The sequence below is a fragment of the Streptomyces sp. NPDC054796 genome, from assembly GCF_053611545.1.
On record NZ_JBSHAO010000069.1, the window covers coordinates 22740 to 41287 of the forward strand.

An 18548-nucleotide genomic window follows, 5' to 3' on the forward strand; every position below is an offset into this window, starting at 1 on the left:
GAGTTGGCGGGGCCTCCAGGCCACGGCTGTTCCCTCCAGGTGTCGTGTCGTCGACCGACGTGTCGTCGGCCCACATGTCTTCGGCGTGGTCAGGGGCGCGTGAGCCGGCGCCGGCCGGCGATCGGCCTCCGACAGCCCGCCCCACCGCCGTGCAGCTCCCGGTGAGCCAGGGCGTGGACGGCGACCCGCTCGCGCTGCTGCCGTAGCGAAAGGACTCCTCGTCGGCGGGGAAGAACACCTCGGTGCTGATCACGGTGGCCGCTCCCTTGCCGGTCGCTCTGCTGTCGGCTCTCAGCGTCGCGGGGAAGGCACCTGGTCCGCGTCGGTGGAAATCCCTTATCCCGTCACCGACCCTGGCGCGGGGGAGACTGGCATCTTGACGACCCGGTGCTGCCCGCGCGCTTCGCGTCGGTGAGAATTACCGGATAGACGCCGTGTCGGCGCCAGGGGAGGACCAGGCGATGCTCGTGGGACGGCGCGCCGAGCAGGCGGCGCTCGAGCAGCTGCTGGCTCGGGCGCAGGGCGGCGACAGCGGGGTGTTGGTGGTGCGCGGGGAGGCCGGCATCGGCAAGTCCGCCCTCTTGCAGCACATGCGGGAGACCGCCGTGGCGATGGGATTCGGGGTTCACGACGCGGCCGGGGTGGAGGCCGAGGCAGAGTTCGCGTTCGCGGGCCTGCACCAGCTGTGCGCCCCGTTCCTGGCGCGGGCGGTCGAGCTGCCCGAGCCGCAGCAGACCGCGCTCGGGGTGGCGTTCGGGCTGAGCGAGGGTGCTGCGCCGGACCGGTTCCTGGTGGGGCTGGCGGTGTTGAGCCTGTTGGCCGAGAACGGGCCGTTGCTGTGTGTGGTCGATGATGCGCAGTGGCTCGATCAGGCGTCTGCGCAGGTTCTGGCTTTCGTGGCCCGGCGGGTGGGGGCCGAGCGGGTGGTGATGGTGTTTGCGCTGCGCGATCCCGGTGTGACCGACGTCGAGGCGTTCAGCGGGTTGCCGGAACTGCACCTGGCGGGGCTGGGGGCCTCCGATGCCCAGACGCTGCTGGCCGCTGCGGTCCGCGCACCGCTGGACGATGTGGTGCGCGACCGGATCGTAGCCGAGGCGCGCGGCAACCCGCTGGCGTTGTTGGAGCTACCCCGGGGTGCTCCGGCGGTGCAGTTCGCGGGCGGGTTCGAGCTGCCGGACGTGGTGAGCGTTCCGCGCCGGATCGAGGACGGCTTTCGGCGTCGCGCGAACAGCCTGCCTGCCGACGCGCGGATGCTGCTGGTGGTTGCCGCGGCCGAACCGACCGGGGATGCGGCGTTGCTGTGGCGCGCGGCCGCGGAGCTGGGGATCGCCCGCGAGGCAGCTGCGCCCGCGGAGGCCGCCGGGCTGCTGGAGTTCGACTTCCGTGTGCGGTTCCGGCACCCGCTGGTGCGCTCGGCGGTCTACCGGGCGGCCACACCGACCGACCGGCGCCGGGCGCACGGCGCGCTGGCCTCCGTCACCGACCAGCAGGTCGATCCGGACCGGCGTGCCTGGCACCGCGCGCAGGCGGTGGTGGGCACTGATGAGGACGCCGCCGCGGAGCTGGAGCGTTCGGCCGGACGGGCCCGCGCCCGCGGCGGGTTGGCCGCCGCAGCGGCGTTTCTGAAGCGTGCGGCCGAGCTGACCCCTAGGCCGGCCGTCCGGGCGGAACGGGCCCTGGAAGCTGCACACGCCAAGCACGAGGCCGGTGCGTCCGAGGCCCTGGAGCTGCTGACGGTCGCCGCGGCCGGGCCGTTGGACGCCGTGGCGCAGGCCCGCCTAGAGCTGCTGCATGCTCGGATCGCGTTCCACGGGGCAAGGGGCGGCGAGGGGCCGCGGATGCTGCTGGACGCCGCCAAGAGCCTCGCCCCGCTGGACCCGGCGCTGTCCCGGGAGACCTACCTCGACGCGCTCGATGCGGCAATCGTTACTGGCGACCGCGGACGCGGCGGCGTGCGTGCGGTGGCCGACGCAGCCCGGGCCGCGCCCGCACCACCGGAGCCGCCGAGGCCGGTGGATCTGTTGCTCGACGGGCTGGTGACGACGTTCACGCAGGGCTACGCGGCAGGAGTGCCCGGCCTGCGGCGGGCGTTGGACGCCTTCAATCCTCACGAGCGGGACGATCATGCCGTGAACGACGGCGACGACCGTCGCTGGCTGTGGCTGGCCGGCCGGACCGCGATGTCGGTCTTCGACGACCAGATGGTGCACGCGCTGGCCGCTCGTCATGTCCGGCTGGTCAGGGAAGCAGGCGCGCTGGCCACGCTCCCGGCAGCACTGCTCGTCCAGTCCGTCATGCTGGTGCTCTCTGGTGACTTCTCCCGGGCCGAGGAGCAGACCACGATCGCGGCCGCGACCAGAACTGTGCCCGTGCTCCACGGCCAGCTCATCCTGGCTGCCTGGCGCGGCCGCTCGGACGAGACCACCGAGGTCCACGCGACCATGGTCCGGGAAGCGGCTGGACGTGGGGGCCGAACTGAGGACTTCCTGGCGCAGTACGCCATGGCGGTGCTGCACAACGGTCTGGGCGACTACCCAGCGGCTCTGGTCGCTGCGACGCGGGCTTTCGAGTCCGACGAGCTGACCCACAGCAACCTGGCCCACTCCGAGCTCATTGAAGCGGCATGCCGTAGCGGCCGGCCGGAGCGTGCGACCGCTGCGCTGGACCAGCTCAGCTCACGGGCGCTGGCCAGCGGCACCCCATGGGGGCTCGGGCTGGCGGCGCGCTCATGGGCATTGGTCAGCACCGGCCCGGCCGCCGAGGAGTACTACCGCGAGGCGATCGAGCAGCTACGAAACTGCCGAGTGGCCACCCAGCTGGCCCGGACTCATCTCGTCTATGGCGAGTGGCTACGCCGCGAGGGCCGCCGCCAAGGCGCCCGCCAGCAGCTCCGCACCGCCCACCAGATGCTGTCGGACATGGGTGCGCAAGCGTTCGCCGCACGCGCCGCCCGCGAGCTGCGCGCCACCGGCGAGCACCCACGCAGCCGGTCCGCCCAGCCCTCGGACGCGCTCACCGCACAGGAGCTGACGATCGCCCGGCTGGTAGCTACCGGGGCGACCTCCCGGGAGGTCGGCGCACAGCTGTTCTTGAGCCCGCGCACCATTGAGGCCCACCTCCGCAGCATCTTCCGCAAGCTGAGCATCACCTCCCGGCGACAGCTGCGGGACCTGCGGCTTCCCTGACGGGCTGGCAGCGTGCGTGCCCTGTCGCGGTACAGCGAATGCCGCCCGGAAGGCCAGCGAGCTGCGCCCTTTGGAGCTCGTAAACAGGATCAAGAGCGCGCCGTCTTGAGGCGACGCCTGCACTTGCGGTTGCTGATCAGCCGGATGTCCTCTTCCGTGAGGGCACCGTCGGCAGCGGTCCTGACGGCTTCGAGGAGCGTCGTGCGGTCCTGGTCGGCCAGGAGCCGAGCCAACTCGGCTTCGTCGCCAACAACCAGCCGCAGGCTGCTTCCGGGGAGGTCCAGCCCGACGCAGCCCTGGAGGAAGCTGATGACCTTCCAGAAGTTCTCGTGGACATCACTGGTGTCAACGAGCGCCTTGACGATCTGAGGGGCCTCGGTGCCGGGAATCGCCTCCATGGCCGCTGTCCTCGCAGCCTTGGTCTTGTCCTTCTTCCACAGTTTGATCCTGGGCGAGAGGACGCCGTCCTTGTTGATGAGGATGACATGGCACAACGTGGCCACCTGCGGCCGGTCGCCGAGGAGGAATTCGGTGATCAGACGCCCCCTGCGCGTGTCGTAGACGTAGGGAAATCCGTGGCCGCGTATCTCAAGATCCGAGAAGTCCTGCAGTACGACGTTGAACTCCGTGGTTGGCGGACCGATGCGGAGACGCCGAATGACGGCTGGATCGGGCTCGGCCGTCTGGTTCCTCCAGTCCGGTGGGACGGCTGGCAGGGGCGCTATGTCGCCTTCGACCACGAGAGGCTGAACATCTTCGCGCTGGAGCCTGGTGAGCACGGATTCGAGTCGCTGCCAGTCGCGTCGGTGACCGCTTTTGTGAAGGCGGGCAGCAGAACTCGATCCACGTTGAGGACAACCTCGTACGTATCGACCGTCCATCCGTCACCGGGCATGGGGTGGTAATTGCCGCCGTCACAGCGCAACGTGAGGACGGCCGGGCGGAGCAGGTCGCGGGCGACCTGCTCGCCTTCGCGGTCGAGGAGACTGTAGGTGTGCCCGAGAACGAGGTCGAGTTTGCCGGTGCCGTCGTTGGCGAGCGGCAGCGAGACCATCGGGCCAGTGGCCGGCGTGGGGAACGGTGCGTAGATCGGCCGACCCGACAGGAACTCGAAGGCGCGGAAGGTCCGGCCGTCCGGCCCGAGGAGGCGGTTCAGCTCCTCGACTCGTCGGGATGACTGGTCGACGTCGGGCTGTACCTCTGGATGAACGAGCCTTGCCAGGAAGGCGAGAAGCACCTCATCAGGACCATCGAAGAGTTGGAATCGTTGGTCCTCGAAGACCCAGTCATCCGGCACGTCGAATGGATTGTCGATCCGGTGCTGGTCGATGTCGCCACGCGCCGTCGTGAACCGGGAGTCCATCGACGCCAGCCCGTCCAGGTCGTACAGGCCCTCCAGGATAGTCAATCTCGTCGAGCCGTCCCCACCAGGGGCCGCCCTCGCCGCGTAGGTAGTCAAAGATGTCGCGTCGCGTAGCCGCCGTGATTCTCGGCGGGCTGAATATTGGGGACTCTTGGGTCTTGTGGCCTCAGCAGGCGACGTCGTCATCCAGGGCTCTAACGTGACGGGGTCGTCCGCCGCGCCAAGCCTTCGCAGTCCCCGGGGACGCTGACGGCGAAGACGCCACCGTGTCCGTAAGCCCAGATAGAGATGCGCTCCGGGCCGAGGGGCCTCCGTCACCGCGCGGCTGACGCTCGCCCGAATCAGCGTGCGGCACGCCACGCTGATCTGGCTGACCTGCGGGGCGACATGCCAGGAGCGGGCACTGATCCTGGCCTCGCCGCACCCGTCGCCCCGCCCAAGCTGGGACGCAGCCAACAGGTACGGCGTCCCACCCTCTGCCGGTGAATCGGTGACGTGAGGTGGTTGGCCCCGGACAGTGGCCAGCGTTCGGGCGCGCCACTACCACCGACGGTCCCCGCCGAGCGGCGGCTTGCAGCGGGCCGCGGAGCTCCAGCGCATGCAACCCACCCACCAACACCGGGGGCTTTTTTCACTGAAGAGCCAACCATTCCCCCACCGCTGCAGGCGACCTGACCAGCACCCCAACACGCCTGACACCCCATCAGGACGAGCGTCAAATGAGCGTCATTCAAGGCGTCGGCCGGAGGCTGTCAAGCCGGATGAATCGTGGGTGACTGGCCGTCCGCCGCGCCGTCCCCCGGAAGGGAAGCCGCAGAGCCCGCGTCGGGTTGCCCGCGCTTGATGGCCGTGTCCACTGCGGCACCGATGCGGCGCAGTGCCGCCAGTTCCTGAGGACCGAGATCATCGATCAGGTACTCGCGGACTGCGGCGACGTGTCCCGGCGCCGCTGCCACCACTACGTCGTAACCGGCCTCGGTCAGCGTCGCGGTGGTGCGCCTTCCGGAACCGGGGATCCGCTTCCGTGCGAGCAGTTCGCGCTTCTCGAGCCGACCGACGACATGGGACAGCCTCGACAGTGACGCCGCCGTTCGCGCGGCCAGGGCGCTCATCTGCATGGTGCGGTCCGGCTGCTCGGAGAGGACCGAGAGCACCATGTACTCGAAGAAGGTGAGCTGAGCCTCGCGCTGCATGCGCGCATCCAGCGCGGCCGGCAGGCTGATCATGATCGCGGAGTTGGCCAGCCACGCCGCCAGCTCGTCGCCGTTCAGCCATCGCGTCTGGGCAACCGGACCGGTGGACTCCCCCGAGTCGGAGCCTTCGTCGGCCCGAGCCGTCGCCTCGGATGTCGGGCCGTTCCGAGGTCGCCGACGGCGCCGGCCGTTCGTGTCATCTGCCGTCCTCGCCATGAGGACATCCTAGACCCACTTATTGACGCGTCAAGTTCGAAGGAGTAGAACTTGACGCGTCAAGTTCGCTCTGCGGCGCTGAGGCCCGCCCCACACGGAATGGACAACAGATGCAGTCCACGTCGCTCGGCAAGCTCGATGTCCCGCGCATCGGCCTTGGTGTCATGGGGATGTCGGCGTACTACACCGGCGCCGGCCGGGACGGAGCCGAGTCGATCCGCACCATTCGTCGCGCCGTCGACCTCGGTGGCACCCATCTGGACACCGCCGAGGTGTACGGCCCCTACGTCAACGAGGAACTGCTGGGTCGCGCGATCAAGGGCCGCCGGGACGAAGTCGTCCTCGCCACCAAGTTCGGCCTCGTCTCCCACACCGGCCGACCGGGCCCGGACAGCACCCCCGCCAACATTCATACGGCTGTCGACGGCTCACTGCGGCGACTCGGAACCGACCGCATCGACCTCTACTACCAGCACCGGGTCGACCCCAACACTCCCATCGAGGAGACGGTGGGGGCGCTGAGCGAGCTGGTGGAGGCGGGCAAGGTCCTCCACATCGGGCTGTCGGAGGCGGCAGCGGCGACCGTCCGCCGGGCCCATGCGGTCCATCCCGTGGCCGCTGTCCAGAGCGAGTACTCGCTCTGGACGCGGGACCCGGAGGCCGAGGTACTGCCCACGCTGCGTGAGCTCGGCATCGGACTGGTTCCCTATGCACCGCTGGGACACGGCTTTCTCACCGGTGAAATCCGCACCCTGGACGGCCTGGACGCCGCCGACTGGCGTCGCTCCAATCCCCGGTTCACCGGCGACAACCTCACGCACAACCTGCGCATCGTCGACCAGGTACGCGAGGTCGCCGACGAGGTCGGGGCCCCGCCCGCGCAGGTCGCTCTTGCCTGGCTGCTCGCGCAAGGAGACGGCATCGCGCCCATTCCGGGGACGAAACGCGTCGACCGCCTCAAGGAGAACAGCGCCGCCGACGGTATCCGACTCACTCCGGGCCAGATCGCCCGCCTGAACAACCTCACACCGGCGTCCGGCGAACGCCATGCCGAGCCCGACATGGCCGCTGTCGACCAGTGAGAGAAGCGCGAACGCGCCGATTCGCCCCGCGCACCACGCCCCGTCTTGCTTCAGCGAAAGAAACGGAACACCACATCATGTCAAGCAATCTCATTCGGGTCGGCATCATCGGCGCGGACACGAAGGCGAGCTGGGCGGGCGCATCGCACATACCCGCGCTGGCGGCACAGCCCGACTTCCACCTGGCCGGTGTGGCGACGCGGCACGAGGAGAGCGCGCGCGGCGCTGCCGAGGCGTTCGGCGCCGAGCGTTGGTTCGCGGACCCCTACGCGCTCATCGGTGATCCTTCGATCGACCTCGTCACCGTCGCGGTGAAGGTCCCGGCTCACCGCGAGCTCGTCCTGGCGGCCCTCGCGGCGAACAAGGCCGTGTACGCGGAGTCGCCGCTGGGCGCGACCGTCGCGCAGACGGAAGAGATGGCTGACGCGGCCGGCTCACTGCACACCGCGATCGGCCTGCAGGGCCGGCTCAACCCCTCGGTACGCCGCGCGGCGGAGATCATCGCTGAGGGCCGGCTCGGGCGGCTGCTCTCGGCGCGAGTCGCCGCGACGACCTTTGGCAACGGCCCGGAGTCGGTGAGCGCGTACGAGTACTTCGACAAGGCAGCGTCCGGAGCCGGTTTCCTCACCATTGCCGCGGGCCACGTCCTGGATGTGGTCGAGGCCGTTCTCGGCGACATCACCGAGATCGACGCCCGCACCGAACTCCTTTGGCCACAGGTGAAGTTGGTCGACACCGGCGCGATATCCGTCCGCGAGGTCCCGGATCACCTCGACGCCATCGCCAAGACCTCCTCGGGGGCGCCGGTCGGGGTGCAGATCCTGGCGGGCGTGCCCGCCTCCGACGCCCATTTCAGTCTGGAAGTACGCGGATCGGAGGGCTGGCTGAAGCTGACGGGCGACCACCCCGCGGGCGTTCAGGTCGGCGACCTCACCCTCGCGTCGAGCGTCGACTTCACCGCGCCCGACCGCCCGGTCGCCACCGGCGCGGGACCCACCGCCGCCGACATCTGGACGGGCGCTTCCATCAACGTCGGCGAGGTCTACGCCAGCCTGGCCCGCGACATCACGAACGGCACCCACCACACCCCGGGATTCCAGCACGCCGCCCACAACAGCCGTCTCATCGCCCGAGTCGAACAAGCCGCCCGGACCGGCGTCCGGCAGTGACGCCACCGCACCTCGCGGCACCGTGCCTTACTGCCGTGACGGATACGGCGACCGATCCGCGGGCACGGGCGGCCGACATAGGTTCGGACTCGCTGAAGGGTTCCTGAGGCCCACCCCCCGATCAGGGAGTCGTTGATGATGTCAGTCCCTCGTCACCATGGCCCTCGCGGCGCTTCGCGGCAGGCTCACGGCGTATGACCACCTCCGCGCGCGCCGCTGTTCTCGAAGCGCAGGACGGGCCCTTCGAATTCCGCGACATCGAGATCGAGGACCCGCGGTCCGACGAGGTACTCGTTCGCATGGTCGCGACCGGAATATGCGCGACCGACGCTCACGTGCGGGCACAGCGCATGGCGACGCCGCTGCCGGTGGTGCTGGGGCACGAGGGAGGAGGAGTCGTCGAACGCGTGGGGGCCGCTGTCACCACCGTCGAGCCCGGTGACCACGTCGTCCTCTCCTACCACTCGTGCGGCCGCTGCAAGCCGTGCATGTCCTCGCACGCGGCCTACTGCGACAACGTCTGGGCGGCCAACTTCGCAGGTGCCCGCCTGGACGGATCGAACGGTCTCCACGTCGCCCACGGTGCTGAGCCGCACGGTCACTTCTTCGGCCAGTCCTCGTTCGCCACACACGCCCTGACGCACCAACGGAACACGATCAAGGTCCCCCGCGATCTGCCCCTCGACGTCATGGCTCCGCTGGGGTGCGGGCTGCAGACGGGCGCGGGGGCCGTACTCAAGGCCCTCGCCGTGCCGGCGGGAGCGTCCTTCGCGGTCTTCGGCGTGGGAGCGGTGGGCCTGGCGGCGGTCATGGCGGCACATGTCGCGGGTGCCACCACCATCGTCGCCGTCGACGTCGACGCCGGCCGCCTCGAGCTGGCCCGCGATCTCGGAGCGACGCACCTCGTGAACGCCGGCCAGGTCGAGGATCTGACCGGCGCGCTCCGCGCCGTCGACGAACGCGGTCTGGAGTACGTCCTCGACACGAGCGGCCGCGCGGAGAACCTCGACGCCGGGGTCGGCGCCCTGGCACCGATGGGCCGATTCGGCTTCGTGGCGTTCCACGAAGGAGCGGGCGCCATGCTCGACGCCGGGCGGCTCACGCTCGGCCAGTCGCTTCAGGGCATCATCCAGGGCGACGCCGTCTCGTCGCTCCTGATCAACGACCTTGCCCAGCTCTATCGAGCGGGCCGGTTCCCCATCGACCGACTGCTGTCCTTCTACGACTTCGCCGATATCAACACCGCGTTCGAGGATGCGGGCTCAGGCCGCGTCACCAAGGCGGTCCTTCGATTCACATCACCCGGATAGCCCACCCGTTCGACAGCTTCCCAAGAACACAGAAAGGCGTTACGCCGGTGTGCCAGAGCAGTCAGATACCCATCAGCGTCGAAGAAACCCCGAGCTTCTACGGGATCGACCACTATGGCTTCCCCCGCGCGGGGGCGGACGACCCGTTGGACCCCGCGGGCTATTACCCCCCGTACTTCCAGAGCGAGCACTTCCAGAAGTACGGCTACCACGTGGAAGAACTGCGCGGCGGCTTCTACTGGGTCACCAGTGCCGGCTACGACGCCGCATTCGTGGTGACCGAGGAAGGCGTGGTCGCGATCGACGCACCCCCGACGCTGGGCGAGAACATGCTGGCGGCGATCGAGGACGTCACCGACCGACCCGTGACCCACGTCATCTACAGCCACTGGCACGCCGATCACATCGGCGCGGCCTCCGTGTTCGGTCCCGCCGTCGAGATCGTCGCACACCGCATCACCAAGGAACTCCTGGAGCGCTTCCCCGACCCGAAGCGCCCCCTGCCGACGAGGACGTTCGACGACGAACTCGTCCTCGAAGTGGGCGGCGTGAGCCTGCACCTCTCCTACAAGGGAGAGAACCACTGCCCCGGCAACATCTTCATCTACGCACCCCAGCAGAAGGTGCTCACGGCCGTCGACATCGTCAGTCCCGGGAGCGTCACGTTCATGCACTGCGACGCCTCGCAGAACATCTCCGGCTGGTACGAGGCTCAGTCTCAGATCCTCGAATACGACTTCGACTACTTCGTCGGCGGGCACCACATGCATTACGGCACCTACGAGCAGGTGAAGCTGTGCGTGGAGTACTTCAGCGACGTGCTCGAGGGGGCGACTGCGGCGGTCGAGCGGTTCAGCCGCTCGGACGCGCTCGCCGACATCGTGACCGGCACCGGCTGGAACAGGATCTTCGTCGGTACCGAGAACTGGATCAGCTCCATGGCGAACTACACCACCCGCCACGTCCTCGAGAAGGAGACGAGCGACGGCCGGCTCTGGTGGGAACGGCTGGCAGGAGCAACCACCCAGACCAAGTACCACGCGTACACCGTGCTGGAATCGATCCGCCTCGAACGGCCCCGGCCCGACTACCGCCTGCGGGGCGAAAATCCTCCGGTCTTCCTGACCTGACACCGTTCTGAACGGTGCGAGCAAACGACCCTTGTATACGAGAAGGATCATCATGAAAGCCGCCGTCATCACCTCGTTCGGAGAACCCTCCGTGTTGCGGGTTGCGGAGGCTCCGCGACCGGTGCCGGGTCCGGGTCAGGTACTGGTGCGGGTTCACGCCGCGGGGGTGAACCCGGCGGAGATCCAGGCCCGCGCCGGAGCGTTCGGCCTGCGTGCTCCCGCCATCATCGGATTCGAGTTCGCCGGCGTCGTCGAGGCGGTCGGCCCGGGCGTCGACGTGGGCGTGGTCGGCGACCGCGTCGCCGGGTGGCCGGACTCCGCCACTCAGGGCTCCTACGCCGAATACACGGTCAGCAGCAACTTCGCGATGATCCCCGACGGCGTTTCCTTCGAGGAGGCCGCGGCTACTGTCATCGGCGCCGACAACGCGGCGAGGGCTCTCGGGCTTCTGAACATTCGCCCGGGTGAAACGCTCGTGGTCACCGGCGCGAGCGGTGCTCTGGGCGGCGCCGCCGTGCAGTTCGCGCGACAGCGGGGTGTGACGGTGATCGGCGTCGCCGGGACTGCCAACGCCGACTTCGTCAGGAGTCTCGGAGCGACCCCTGTCGCCCACGGCCCGGGCCTGGTCGATCGCATCCGTGCCGCCGCTCCGGGCGGGGTCGACGCCGCGCTCGACACCGTCGGCAAGGGGCTCCTTCCCGCCCTCGTCGATCTTCTCGGCGGCCCCGACCGGATCGTGACGCTCGCCGACCGCGATGCCGCACAACACGGCGTCGCATTCAGCCCCGGGGGCAGCGGGAACCGCGACCGCGGCCCTGTCCAGGAAGCCCTGAATCTGATCGCCGCCGGCGCATGGACCGCACGCATCGGCCGGAGCTTCCCACTCGACAAGGCCGCGGACGCTCATCGCCTCGTCGCCACGGGCCACACCCACGGCAAAGTCATCCTCCTTCCCTGACTCGGCCGACCGGCCATTCAACCACGACACCAATTAATTGGAGAATCCGAAATGCCTGCAGTCCTCGTCCATGGTGTACCTGACACCCACCGGCTCTGGGACACCGTCCGTTCCCATCTTCAACGCGAAGATATTGTGACGATCGATCTCCCCGGGTTTGGCGTACCCCTGCCAGAGGGATTCACGTCGACGAAGGAAGAGTATCTCGATTGGCTTATTAAGAAGATCGAAGAAATCGGCGAACCCGTCGACCTGGTCGGTCATGACTGGGGGTCTCTTCTCACGGGTCGTCTCGCGTCTGTCCGGCCAGATCTGGTGCACACATGGACAGGCATCAGCGGACCAATCGATCCGGAGTATCCGTGGCACTATCTTGCCAAGATCTGGCAAACGCCGGGCGAGGGTGAGAAATGGATGGCGGACCTCGACCTCGAGGCGTTCGCGGCAAGCCTCAACGAGGCTCAGATGCCGCGCGACGCGGCAGACGAAGCGGTCCGGCATATCGATGCCACTATGAGGGCAAGCATTCTCGCCCTTTACCGTTCGGCGATCGAGGTCGGGGCGGAGTGGAAGCCAGGTCTGAGCAAGGTGACCGCACCAGCGCTAGTGATCTGGGGCCTGGACGATCCGTTTCTTCCTCACCGCTTCGCCGACGAGCTCGGTAATGCCACACGCGCACGTGCCGTCTTCAAGCTGCGCAGCTCGCACTGGCCGATGATCGAGCGTGCGGCCGATGTCGCGCGCGAACTCGAGGCCCACTGGGCTCACGTGTAAAACCTGCACTTGGGTCACTCGGGCTCACCATGGCGAACGCCAATAATTGCTCGCTCGCCATGGTGAACCCGAGTGCCCACGCATGTGTCCGGAAACGAATCATCGTGACACAGCCCTGAGAGCGTTTCCGGGCTGCACATGGCAGGAGCATCCTTATGACGAATTCAGCACATACCCAGATCGGCGTCGGTATTATCGGGGCTAGTTCCGATCGGGGTTGGGGCAGAATTGCTCATGTCCCGGCGCTGCAGGCGCTCGACGCGTTCCAGATCCGCGCCGTCAGCACGACTCGTATGGAGAGCGCGAACGCGACCGCTCGCCGGCTGGGCGCCGATCTCGCCTTCGACACACATAACGCTCTGGTCGGGCGACCGGAGGTCGACCTGGTGGTGGTCGCGGTCAAGGTGCCGGATCACGAGCAGATTGTGTCCGACGCGCTGGCCGCGGGCAAGATGGTTTATTGCGAATGGCCGCTCGCGAGAAACCTGTCCGAGGCCGAAGCGCTGGTGGGGTTTGCCCGCGAGCGGCGGCTGCGCACGGTTGTCGGGTTGCAGGGCGGCCTGCACCCGCCGATCCTCTTCCTTCGCGACCTCATCGCGCAAGGCGTGATCGGCAAGCCGCTCAGCACGAGCATCCGAGCGCATCTGGCCGACGACATGTGGGTCGGCCGATACGACCCGCCGGTCGAGTACATGGCCCACGCAAAGCATGGCGCCACGCTTCTGAGCATCATGCTCGGCCACGGGCTCGAACCGCTTGCGCGCGTGCTCGGCACGTTCGAGAGTCTGTCCGCCGTCGTCGCCAATCAGCGCGGTGACGGCGTCCGCCTATCCGATGGCGCGTCGCTGCCGAAGGACGCTCCGGACGAGATCGTCGTCGCCGGCGTTCTCGAAGGCGGGATCGTCACCTCGCTGCACTACAGTGCCGGGCAGTCGGCCGGCTCGGCGACGGTATGGGAGATCCAGGGCACCGAAGGCAGTGTGCGTGTGGAGTCGGCGTCGGGCTACCTTCACTTCACCGATTTCACCATCACGCTGCGCCGCGGCAGCGAGCCTGTCCAAGTACTACAGGTCCCCCCCGCTTATGCGGCTCCTGACCTGCAACTCGACGCACCCGCAGCGGGGGTCGCCCGCCTCTACGCCCAGTTCGCCGCCGACCTCCGCGACGGAACCGCCGATGCGCCGGATTTCGCGGTCGCACTCGATCGCCACCGGGTACTCGAGGCGATCACACGCGCCGCTGAAACAGGTCATCGGCAGCATCTGTCCCGCCCCGACCGAATGAACTCCAATCTTTGAACCCGAGAGAGGCACTGCCGCAGGACCCGAGGAGATGGCGATCCGCGAGCTAACCCTGACTTGATCACACAGAGCTGACTCGCACCGTGTCGAAGAACTCTGCCGACCAGCGGGACCTCGCCCTCCATCCCTCTTCTTCAATGCGGCGCCGACTACGTCGCTCGTCCACCGTTTCCCCCGCGCCGTGCAGCGCTCATCCGCATCGCCGAATCGTGCCCATGTGTGCCCCACGACGCGGGCTGCTCAGGTGGCATTCGACACCAGCTGGCCGCGAAGGCACAGCTGGCCCTCATAGCGGCAATGCAGGCGTGGCGTGGCCATGCCTGTGCGTCTTCGGTCGGGATGATCCTCGAAGAGCCCGACGATCAGGACAACGATCGAGCGCAGCGCGATTCGGGACATTTATCCGCGGAATCGTGCTGGAAGCCGTGTGGACCACCGAGCCCGTCGCGCGACACGAGGGCAGGCACTACACCTTCCCTGCCGCCCGCATCGGGCCCAAGCCGCTCCAGCGCCCCCGGCCCCCGATCTACCTGTCCGGCTTCGCCCCGGCCTCCCGACACCGGGCGGCCCGCGGCGCGAAGCGGCGTACTTCCCGTCGCGGTGCCCGTCCGGGGTTCCGCATTCGACCCCGCCGCCGTGATCAACCAGCCGCTGCGGGAAGTCCGCCGCCTCGCCGAGGCCGAGGGCCGCGACCCGGCCGGCATCGACGCCATCCTGAGGATCAACCCCACCACCGAGTCAACCGTGCCGGAGATCGCGGACATCATCCTCCGTACGGGAGACGAGACGGACGTCGACCACGTCTTCGTCGACTTCGTCCACCTGGCCGACCAAGGCGTGGACCAGGCCCTGGAACTGCTGCGTCAGACGATGGAACTGTCCCCCTGAAAGCCGAGCCGCAAGACGGCGCGGTCCGCCCCGGGGGCCGCGTCATCGCGTCGGTCCCTCGCGCGCGGTCGAGGTGGCGGCATGGAGCCAACGGCGCAGGACGAGGGTCACAGCCGGCATCATCAGATACGTCATCAACGTACTGAACAGCAGCGCGAGCATCAGCACCCGCGCCACAAGCGGCCAGGCGCGGAGCGCCGGCCCCAGAAGACCGTTGCCGATCAGGGAGATCGGAAGTACGGCCGCGAAGGCGGCGAGCGCCATCTTCCACCGAGGCGGCGCCGTCGTGGGCGTGTCGTGCGCAGTGGTGAACAGGGTCTCCATTCCGGAGAGTTCGCGACGCGCCACCTCGCTCTGATGGTGGCCCTCGCAGTGGTCGAACAGTGCGGCACGCTCAGGTGACGTCGTCCAGTGCCGCGCGGACTCCTGGTCGCGGAACCGGTGGATCAGAACCCATGGCCCGGCGGCCGTGGCAGGCCGGAACAACCCGTCCCCCAGGTGTCCGGGAAACGCTGAGGCGGTGTCGGTCACCCGCCCGAACCACTCCCGGAAGTCCTGTTCGTAGCCGGGTTCCACAGCGCGCGCGGTCAGCAGGGTGACGTCGGCCGGGCCGACGTCGTCCGTCTCGGTCATCGATTCTCATTCCGCCGTCGAGAGCTGTCAGAGCTGCGGTGCCACATGCACGAGGTGCTTGGTCTCCTGAAATTCCTCGATCCCGCGGATGCCGTTCAGGCGGCCCACTCCCGACTGCTTGAAGCCGCCCTCCTCGAACTGGTCGTGGACCATGGCCCAGGTGTTGGTCCAGACGGTCCCGGCCCGCAGTTCGCGGCCGACGCGCATGGGGCGGTCGACATCACGGGTCCAGATGCTAGCGGCCAGGCCGAACTCGGTGGCGTTGGCACGCGCCACGGCGTCTGCCTCGGAGTCGAACACCTCGAAGGTGGCGACCGGCCCGAACACTTCGCGCTGCACGATCGGCGAGGACACGTCGGTGACCTCGATCAGGGACGGGCCGAGGAGCGCCCGATCCCGCTTGCCCCGCACGAGGACGGTGGCGTAGTCGGCCGCGGCGGCCACGGTCTGTTCGACCCGTTGGGCGTTTCCTTCGTCGATCATGGGGCCCATCTCGCTGGCGGGGTCGTCACCGGGCCCGACCCGGACCGTTTCGAGGGCGGCGACGAGCCGCCGCCGGAGTTCGTCGGCCACGCCGCGCTGGACCAGTATCCGGCTGCCCGTCATGCAGAACTGGCCCGCGAACATGGTGACGGCCTTGGTGAGCACGGGCACGACGGCGTCCAGGTCGGCGTCGTCGAAGACGAGCATCGGCGTCTTTCCGCCCAGCTCCATGGACAGCGTTTTCAGCGTCGGTGCGGCCTGTTCCATGATCACGCGGCCGACCTCAGTGGAGCCGGTGTAGCTGATCACGTCGACGTCCGGGGAGGAGACCAGCTCCGGAGCCCCGGTATTCCCGCTCTCGGTGAAGACGTTGAACACGCCCGGGTCCAGGCTCGGCGTGTCGGCGATGATCTCGCTCAGCACTCCGTTGACCAGGCCGGTCTGCGCCGGCATCTTCATGACCACGGTGCAGCCGGCGGCCAAGGCGGGTGCGAAGGATCGCGCCGAGAGGATGACCGGTGAGTTCCACGGCACGATCACCGCGGCGACGCCCGCGGCTTCGCGCAGGGTCATCGAGTACATGCCGGGCCGCACTTCCCCGGCCCTGCCGTGGTCGGTGAGGGAAAGCGCCGCGTGGTAGCGGAGCTTGGGCACGGTGCCTTCGACTTCGAGGGCTGCCTCGGCGAGTACTTTCCCGTTCTCCCGCGCCAGGAGGGTGATCAGTTCGTCCTTGCGCTGCTCGAGCCGGTCGGCCAGTTCGTGCAGCGCTGCCGCACGCCGGTGGCGGTCGCGGGACCAGGCGGTGGAGTCGAAGGCCCTTCGGGCCGCGGCCACGGCGGCCCTCGCCTCCCGCGCACCGCCGTCGGCGAAGGTGCCGAGCAGGCCGTTGGTCGCGGGGCTGCGTGACTCGCCGCGGGAGCCGGAGTCCTGCCACTGCCCGTCGATGTAGTGGCGCGCGTGGGGCAGGGTTTCGGATGTGGGCATGAGGTGGCCTCTCGTCATGCGTCGCACGGCGTTTCGCCGCGGGCGCGGGACAACGTCAGCGACGCTACAAATCAGGGCCGGTGGGCGAATCGGGCGGGCAATCCGTTGTTTTCCGCCGGAGGCGTCGTACGCCCGCTCCGCCGCGTCCTCCCTGGTGTCGGCGTACACGTGAACGTGGCTCTGGCTTGATTTTCGTAGGTGGAGATCATTGCGTCGGGGCGGGGGTCGGCCGGCCTGCGCCGCGGGCAGAATGAGGCTGTGCCCTGTTGAACTGGCGTGTCTGATGCCGCACTTGATGAGTGTGCTGGTGGTCTCGGTCGATTCCTCCGGCCCGGTAGTGATAGTCCGGGCCCGGACGAGGGCGCGTGCTCCTGCAGGCTGTACGGGATGCGGGACGCCGAGCAAGTGGATCCACAGCCGTTACAAGCGGCAGCTGGCAGACGCTGCCGTGGGTGGCCGCCCGGTCCGGATCGATCTGAGCGTGCGGCGTTTGTACTGCGAAAATTCGGCCTGCCCGAAGCAGACGTTCGCCGAGCAGGTTCCGGGACTGACAGTCCGCTACCAGCGGCGCACACCGTTGCTCCAGCAGGTGGTCGAGGCGGTCGGCATCCTGCTGGCTGGCCGCGGCGGCGCTCGGATGCTGCAGGTCATCGGCGTGGCGCTCTCGCGGTGCACAGTGCTCTCCCAGCTGATGCGGGCACCGCTTCCGCCGCTGGTTACGCCCCGGGCGCTGGGGGTGGACGACTTCGCGCTCTACGGCGATTCCTACGGCACCCTCACGGACTCCAGACCGTGGCTGAGAATCACTGGGCCTTTCGCCTCAAGGGCGGCAGCGAAGTCCCCGAACAGGGCGAGCCCGGCCATCTGCGTGCCGTGTCCGCTGCGGTCGGCTGGTGTACTGCCTGGCAGCACGCTGTAGGCCCGCTCGTACAGTGCGGGCTTGAGTAGCGAATGTTCCTGGGGCTATGCCCGTGTCCAGGATGCATACCGCGGGGGCCTGTGGGTCGGCCGGCTCAATACGCTCGGCGAGATCTTCGACGAGGTCCACGCGAAAGGCGCGGTCAACGGCGTAGAGGCCCTCGGCGAAGGTCGGCCTGCGGATCTCGGCAGGGCAGGCGTTCGTGGCCAGCAGGACTGTGAGCTCTTCGCCGGTCGTCGCGACATGCGCGACAAGACGCTCGCCCACATGGATCGCTCGGTCGCTCATGCGCCACTGCCGCTCGCCAGCAAGGGCACGCAGGGTGACAATCGGATCCGTCGGCGAGATCCGTGGATCAAACCACAGCTCCCACCACCGCTCCTCGTCCATGGGCGGCAGCTCCTGCCGCTCCTGCCAGAGGTGCTCCAGAAGCGCTCGGTGGATCTGCTCCATGTTGGCCACCAAAGGGGCCTGCTTCGGGTTGCCCCCGTCGGCGTCCTCGGTGAAGGCATGGATCCGCTGCGTGAACGAGGTGACTCCGTCGAATGGGATCCAGACCAGCGCATCCTGCGGACCGTCGTCGGTCTGCGGATGGCTGCTCATGAGGGTCAGGCCCGAGCCGTCGAGACGCTCCAGCGACAGCGGGTGGTCACGCGCTGCTTCGATCCGCACGGCGAAACCGTCGGGTTGGAACGCGTCGGGGATCTCGTGGATGAGCTGGGCCGACTCGCGTTCGGCCTTCTCAAGACCATCCACAAGAGCAGCAGCGTGCGCGTGACGGTCTTCGCGTTGGGCTAGTACTGCAACGGCGTTTGAGGTGACGGGGCGGCGGTTCTATGGGCTGTGGCCTCGTCGTTTGTAGTGACTGTGGCGGGCTTGGTGCTGGCGGCGGCGTCGCCAACGGGACCAGTGCAGGACGAAGTCGACGTGGTGGTGGGTGCCGTAGGCGAGGCGAGTGAT

At 68.4% G+C, this 18548-nt stretch carries 16 protein-coding genes; 10 read left to right on the forward strand and 6 right to left on the reverse strand.

The window, feature by feature from the left end; translation table 11 throughout:
• Positions 1–461 precede the first annotated feature (461 nt).
• A complete protein-coding gene (locus ACWGJ2_RS35500) occupies positions 462–3185 on the forward strand; it encodes an ATP-binding protein (RefSeq protein ID WP_453350477.1) in 2724 nt (907 codons plus the stop codon).
• 89 nt (positions 3186–3274) lie between these two features.
• Here ACWGJ2_RS35500 and ACWGJ2_RS35505 read toward each other — a convergent pair whose 3' ends face one another.
• The 3 genes from ACWGJ2_RS35505 to ACWGJ2_RS35515 all read right to left on the reverse strand — a co-directional run bounded on the left by ACWGJ2_RS35505 (position 3275) and on the right by ACWGJ2_RS35515 (position 5957).
• The gene (locus ACWGJ2_RS35505; RefSeq protein WP_453350478.1) at positions 3275–3925 is read right to left on the reverse strand and encodes a hypothetical protein; all 651 of its coding nucleotides are present in this window, start codon (positions 3923–3925) and stop codon (positions 3275–3277) included.
• Positions 3907–4593, reverse strand: coding sequence for an AbiJ-related protein (locus ACWGJ2_RS35510; RefSeq protein WP_453350479.1), 687 nt, complete (start codon positions 4591–4593; stop codon positions 3907–3909). Before ACWGJ2_RS35510 ends, ACWGJ2_RS35505 begins: the two co-directional genes overlap by 19 nt.
• A gap of 707 nt (positions 4594–5300) precedes the next feature.
• On the reverse strand, positions 5301–5957 hold the full coding sequence (locus tag ACWGJ2_RS35515; RefSeq protein ID WP_453350480.1) for a MarR family winged helix-turn-helix transcriptional regulator: 657 nt from the start codon (positions 5955–5957) through the stop codon (positions 5301–5303).
• Positions 5958–6067: 110 nt separating this feature from the next.
• On the opposite strand from ACWGJ2_RS35515, the gene ACWGJ2_RS35520 reads away from it, so the two are divergent.
• The 8 genes from ACWGJ2_RS35520 to ACWGJ2_RS35555 all read left to right on the forward strand — a co-directional run bounded on the left by ACWGJ2_RS35520 (position 6068) and on the right by ACWGJ2_RS35555 (position 14569).
• Positions 6068–7039 (forward strand): aldo/keto reductase, encoded by a 972-nt coding sequence (locus ACWGJ2_RS35520; RefSeq protein ID WP_453350481.1) that lies wholly within the window; start codon positions 6068–6070, stop codon positions 7037–7039.
• Positions 7040–7116: 77 nt separating this feature from the next.
• Complete coding sequence (locus ACWGJ2_RS35525) at positions 7117–8208, forward strand: Gfo/Idh/MocA family protein (protein ID WP_453350482.1); 1092 nt, start codon at positions 7117–7119, stop codon at positions 8206–8208.
• A 194-nt stretch (positions 8209–8402) separates the two neighbouring features.
• Positions 8403–9518 (forward strand): NAD(P)-dependent alcohol dehydrogenase, encoded by a 1116-nt coding sequence (locus ACWGJ2_RS35530; RefSeq protein ID WP_453350483.1) that lies wholly within the window; start codon positions 8403–8405, stop codon positions 9516–9518.
• 47 nt (positions 9519–9565) lie between these two features.
• Positions 9566–10648 (forward strand): MBL fold metallo-hydrolase, encoded by a 1083-nt coding sequence (locus ACWGJ2_RS35535; protein WP_453350484.1) that lies wholly within the window; start codon positions 9566–9568, stop codon positions 10646–10648.
• A 52-nt stretch (positions 10649–10700) separates the two neighbouring features.
• On the forward strand, positions 10701–11606 hold the full coding sequence (locus ACWGJ2_RS35540) for an NADP-dependent oxidoreductase (protein ID WP_453350485.1): 906 nt from the start codon (positions 10701–10703) through the stop codon (positions 11604–11606).
• A gap of 51 nt (positions 11607–11657) precedes the next feature.
• Complete coding sequence (locus ACWGJ2_RS35545; protein WP_453350486.1) at positions 11658–12380, forward strand: alpha/beta fold hydrolase; 723 nt, start codon at positions 11658–11660, stop codon at positions 12378–12380.
• Positions 12381–12535: 155 nt separating this feature from the next.
• Positions 12536–13678 carry a Gfo/Idh/MocA family protein gene (locus ACWGJ2_RS35550; protein ID WP_453350487.1) on the forward strand — a complete coding sequence of 381 codons (1143 nt, stop codon included), beginning with the start codon at positions 12536–12538 and terminating at the stop codon, positions 13676–13678.
• 639 nt (positions 13679–14317) lie between these two features.
• Entirely contained in the window at positions 14318–14569 is a 252-nt protein-coding gene (locus ACWGJ2_RS35555; RefSeq protein WP_453350488.1) for a hypothetical protein, read from the forward strand.
• A gap of 42 nt (positions 14570–14611) precedes the next feature.
• Here ACWGJ2_RS35555 and ACWGJ2_RS35560 read toward each other — a convergent pair whose 3' ends face one another.
• Together ACWGJ2_RS35560 and ACWGJ2_RS35565 are read right to left on the reverse strand one after the other, a co-directional pair.
• A complete protein-coding gene (locus ACWGJ2_RS35560) occupies positions 14612–15202 on the reverse strand; it encodes an antibiotic biosynthesis monooxygenase (protein ID WP_453350489.1) in 591 nt (196 codons plus the stop codon).
• Between the two features lie 27 nt (positions 15203–15229).
• A complete protein-coding gene (locus ACWGJ2_RS35565) occupies positions 15230–16669 on the reverse strand; it encodes an aldehyde dehydrogenase family protein (protein WP_453350490.1) in 1440 nt (479 codons plus the stop codon).
• A gap of 295 nt (positions 16670–16964) precedes the next feature.
• Between ACWGJ2_RS35565 and ACWGJ2_RS35570 the strand changes: the two genes are divergently transcribed.
• Positions 16965–17588, forward strand: a complete 624-nt coding sequence (locus ACWGJ2_RS35570; RefSeq protein ID WP_453350491.1) for a transposase family protein — start codon at positions 16965–16967, stop codon at positions 17586–17588.
• Here ACWGJ2_RS35570 and ACWGJ2_RS35575 read toward each other — a convergent pair.
• Complete coding sequence (locus tag ACWGJ2_RS35575; RefSeq protein ID WP_453350493.1) at positions 17490–18344, reverse strand: hypothetical protein; 855 nt, start codon at positions 18342–18344, stop codon at positions 17490–17492. The genes ACWGJ2_RS35570 and ACWGJ2_RS35575 overlap by 99 nt on opposite strands.
• Positions 18345–18548: the final 204 nt, after the last annotated feature.

What these genes read in the sequence shown, in the direction of transcription:
- ACWGJ2_RS35500 (WP_453350477.1), top strand. Translation starts at nt 462, where the DNA reads ATGCTCGTGGGACGGCGCGCCGAGCAGGCGGCGCTCGAGCAGCTGCTG.
- ACWGJ2_RS35515 (WP_453350480.1), bottom strand. Translation starts at nt 5,957, where the DNA reads ATGGCGAGGACGGCAGATGACACGAACGGCCGGCGCCGTCGGCGACCT.
- ACWGJ2_RS35520 (WP_453350481.1), top strand. Translation starts at nt 6,068, where the DNA reads ATGCAGTCCACGTCGCTCGGCAAGCTCGATGTCCCGCGCATCGGCCTT.
- ACWGJ2_RS35525 (WP_453350482.1), top strand. Translation starts at nt 7,117, where the DNA reads ATGTCAAGCAATCTCATTCGGGTCGGCATCATCGGCGCGGACACGAAG.
- ACWGJ2_RS35530 (WP_453350483.1), top strand. Translation starts at nt 8,403, where the DNA reads ATGACCACCTCCGCGCGCGCCGCTGTTCTCGAAGCGCAGGACGGGCCC.
- ACWGJ2_RS35540 (WP_453350485.1), top strand. Translation starts at nt 10,701, where the DNA reads ATGAAAGCCGCCGTCATCACCTCGTTCGGAGAACCCTCCGTGTTGCGG.
- ACWGJ2_RS35545 (WP_453350486.1), top strand. Translation starts at nt 11,658, where the DNA reads ATGCCTGCAGTCCTCGTCCATGGTGTACCTGACACCCACCGGCTCTGG.
- ACWGJ2_RS35550 (WP_453350487.1), top strand. Translation starts at nt 12,536, where the DNA reads ATGACGAATTCAGCACATACCCAGATCGGCGTCGGTATTATCGGGGCT.
- ACWGJ2_RS35560 (WP_453350489.1), bottom strand. Translation starts at nt 15,202, where the DNA reads ATGACCGAGACGGACGACGTCGGCCCGGCCGACGTCACCCTGCTGACC.
- ACWGJ2_RS35565 (WP_453350490.1), bottom strand. Translation starts at nt 16,669, where the DNA reads ATGCCCACATCCGAAACCCTGCCCCACGCGCGCCACTACATCGACGGG.
- ACWGJ2_RS35570 (WP_453350491.1), top strand. Translation starts at nt 16,965, where the DNA reads ATGAGTGTGCTGGTGGTCTCGGTCGATTCCTCCGGCCCGGTAGTGATA.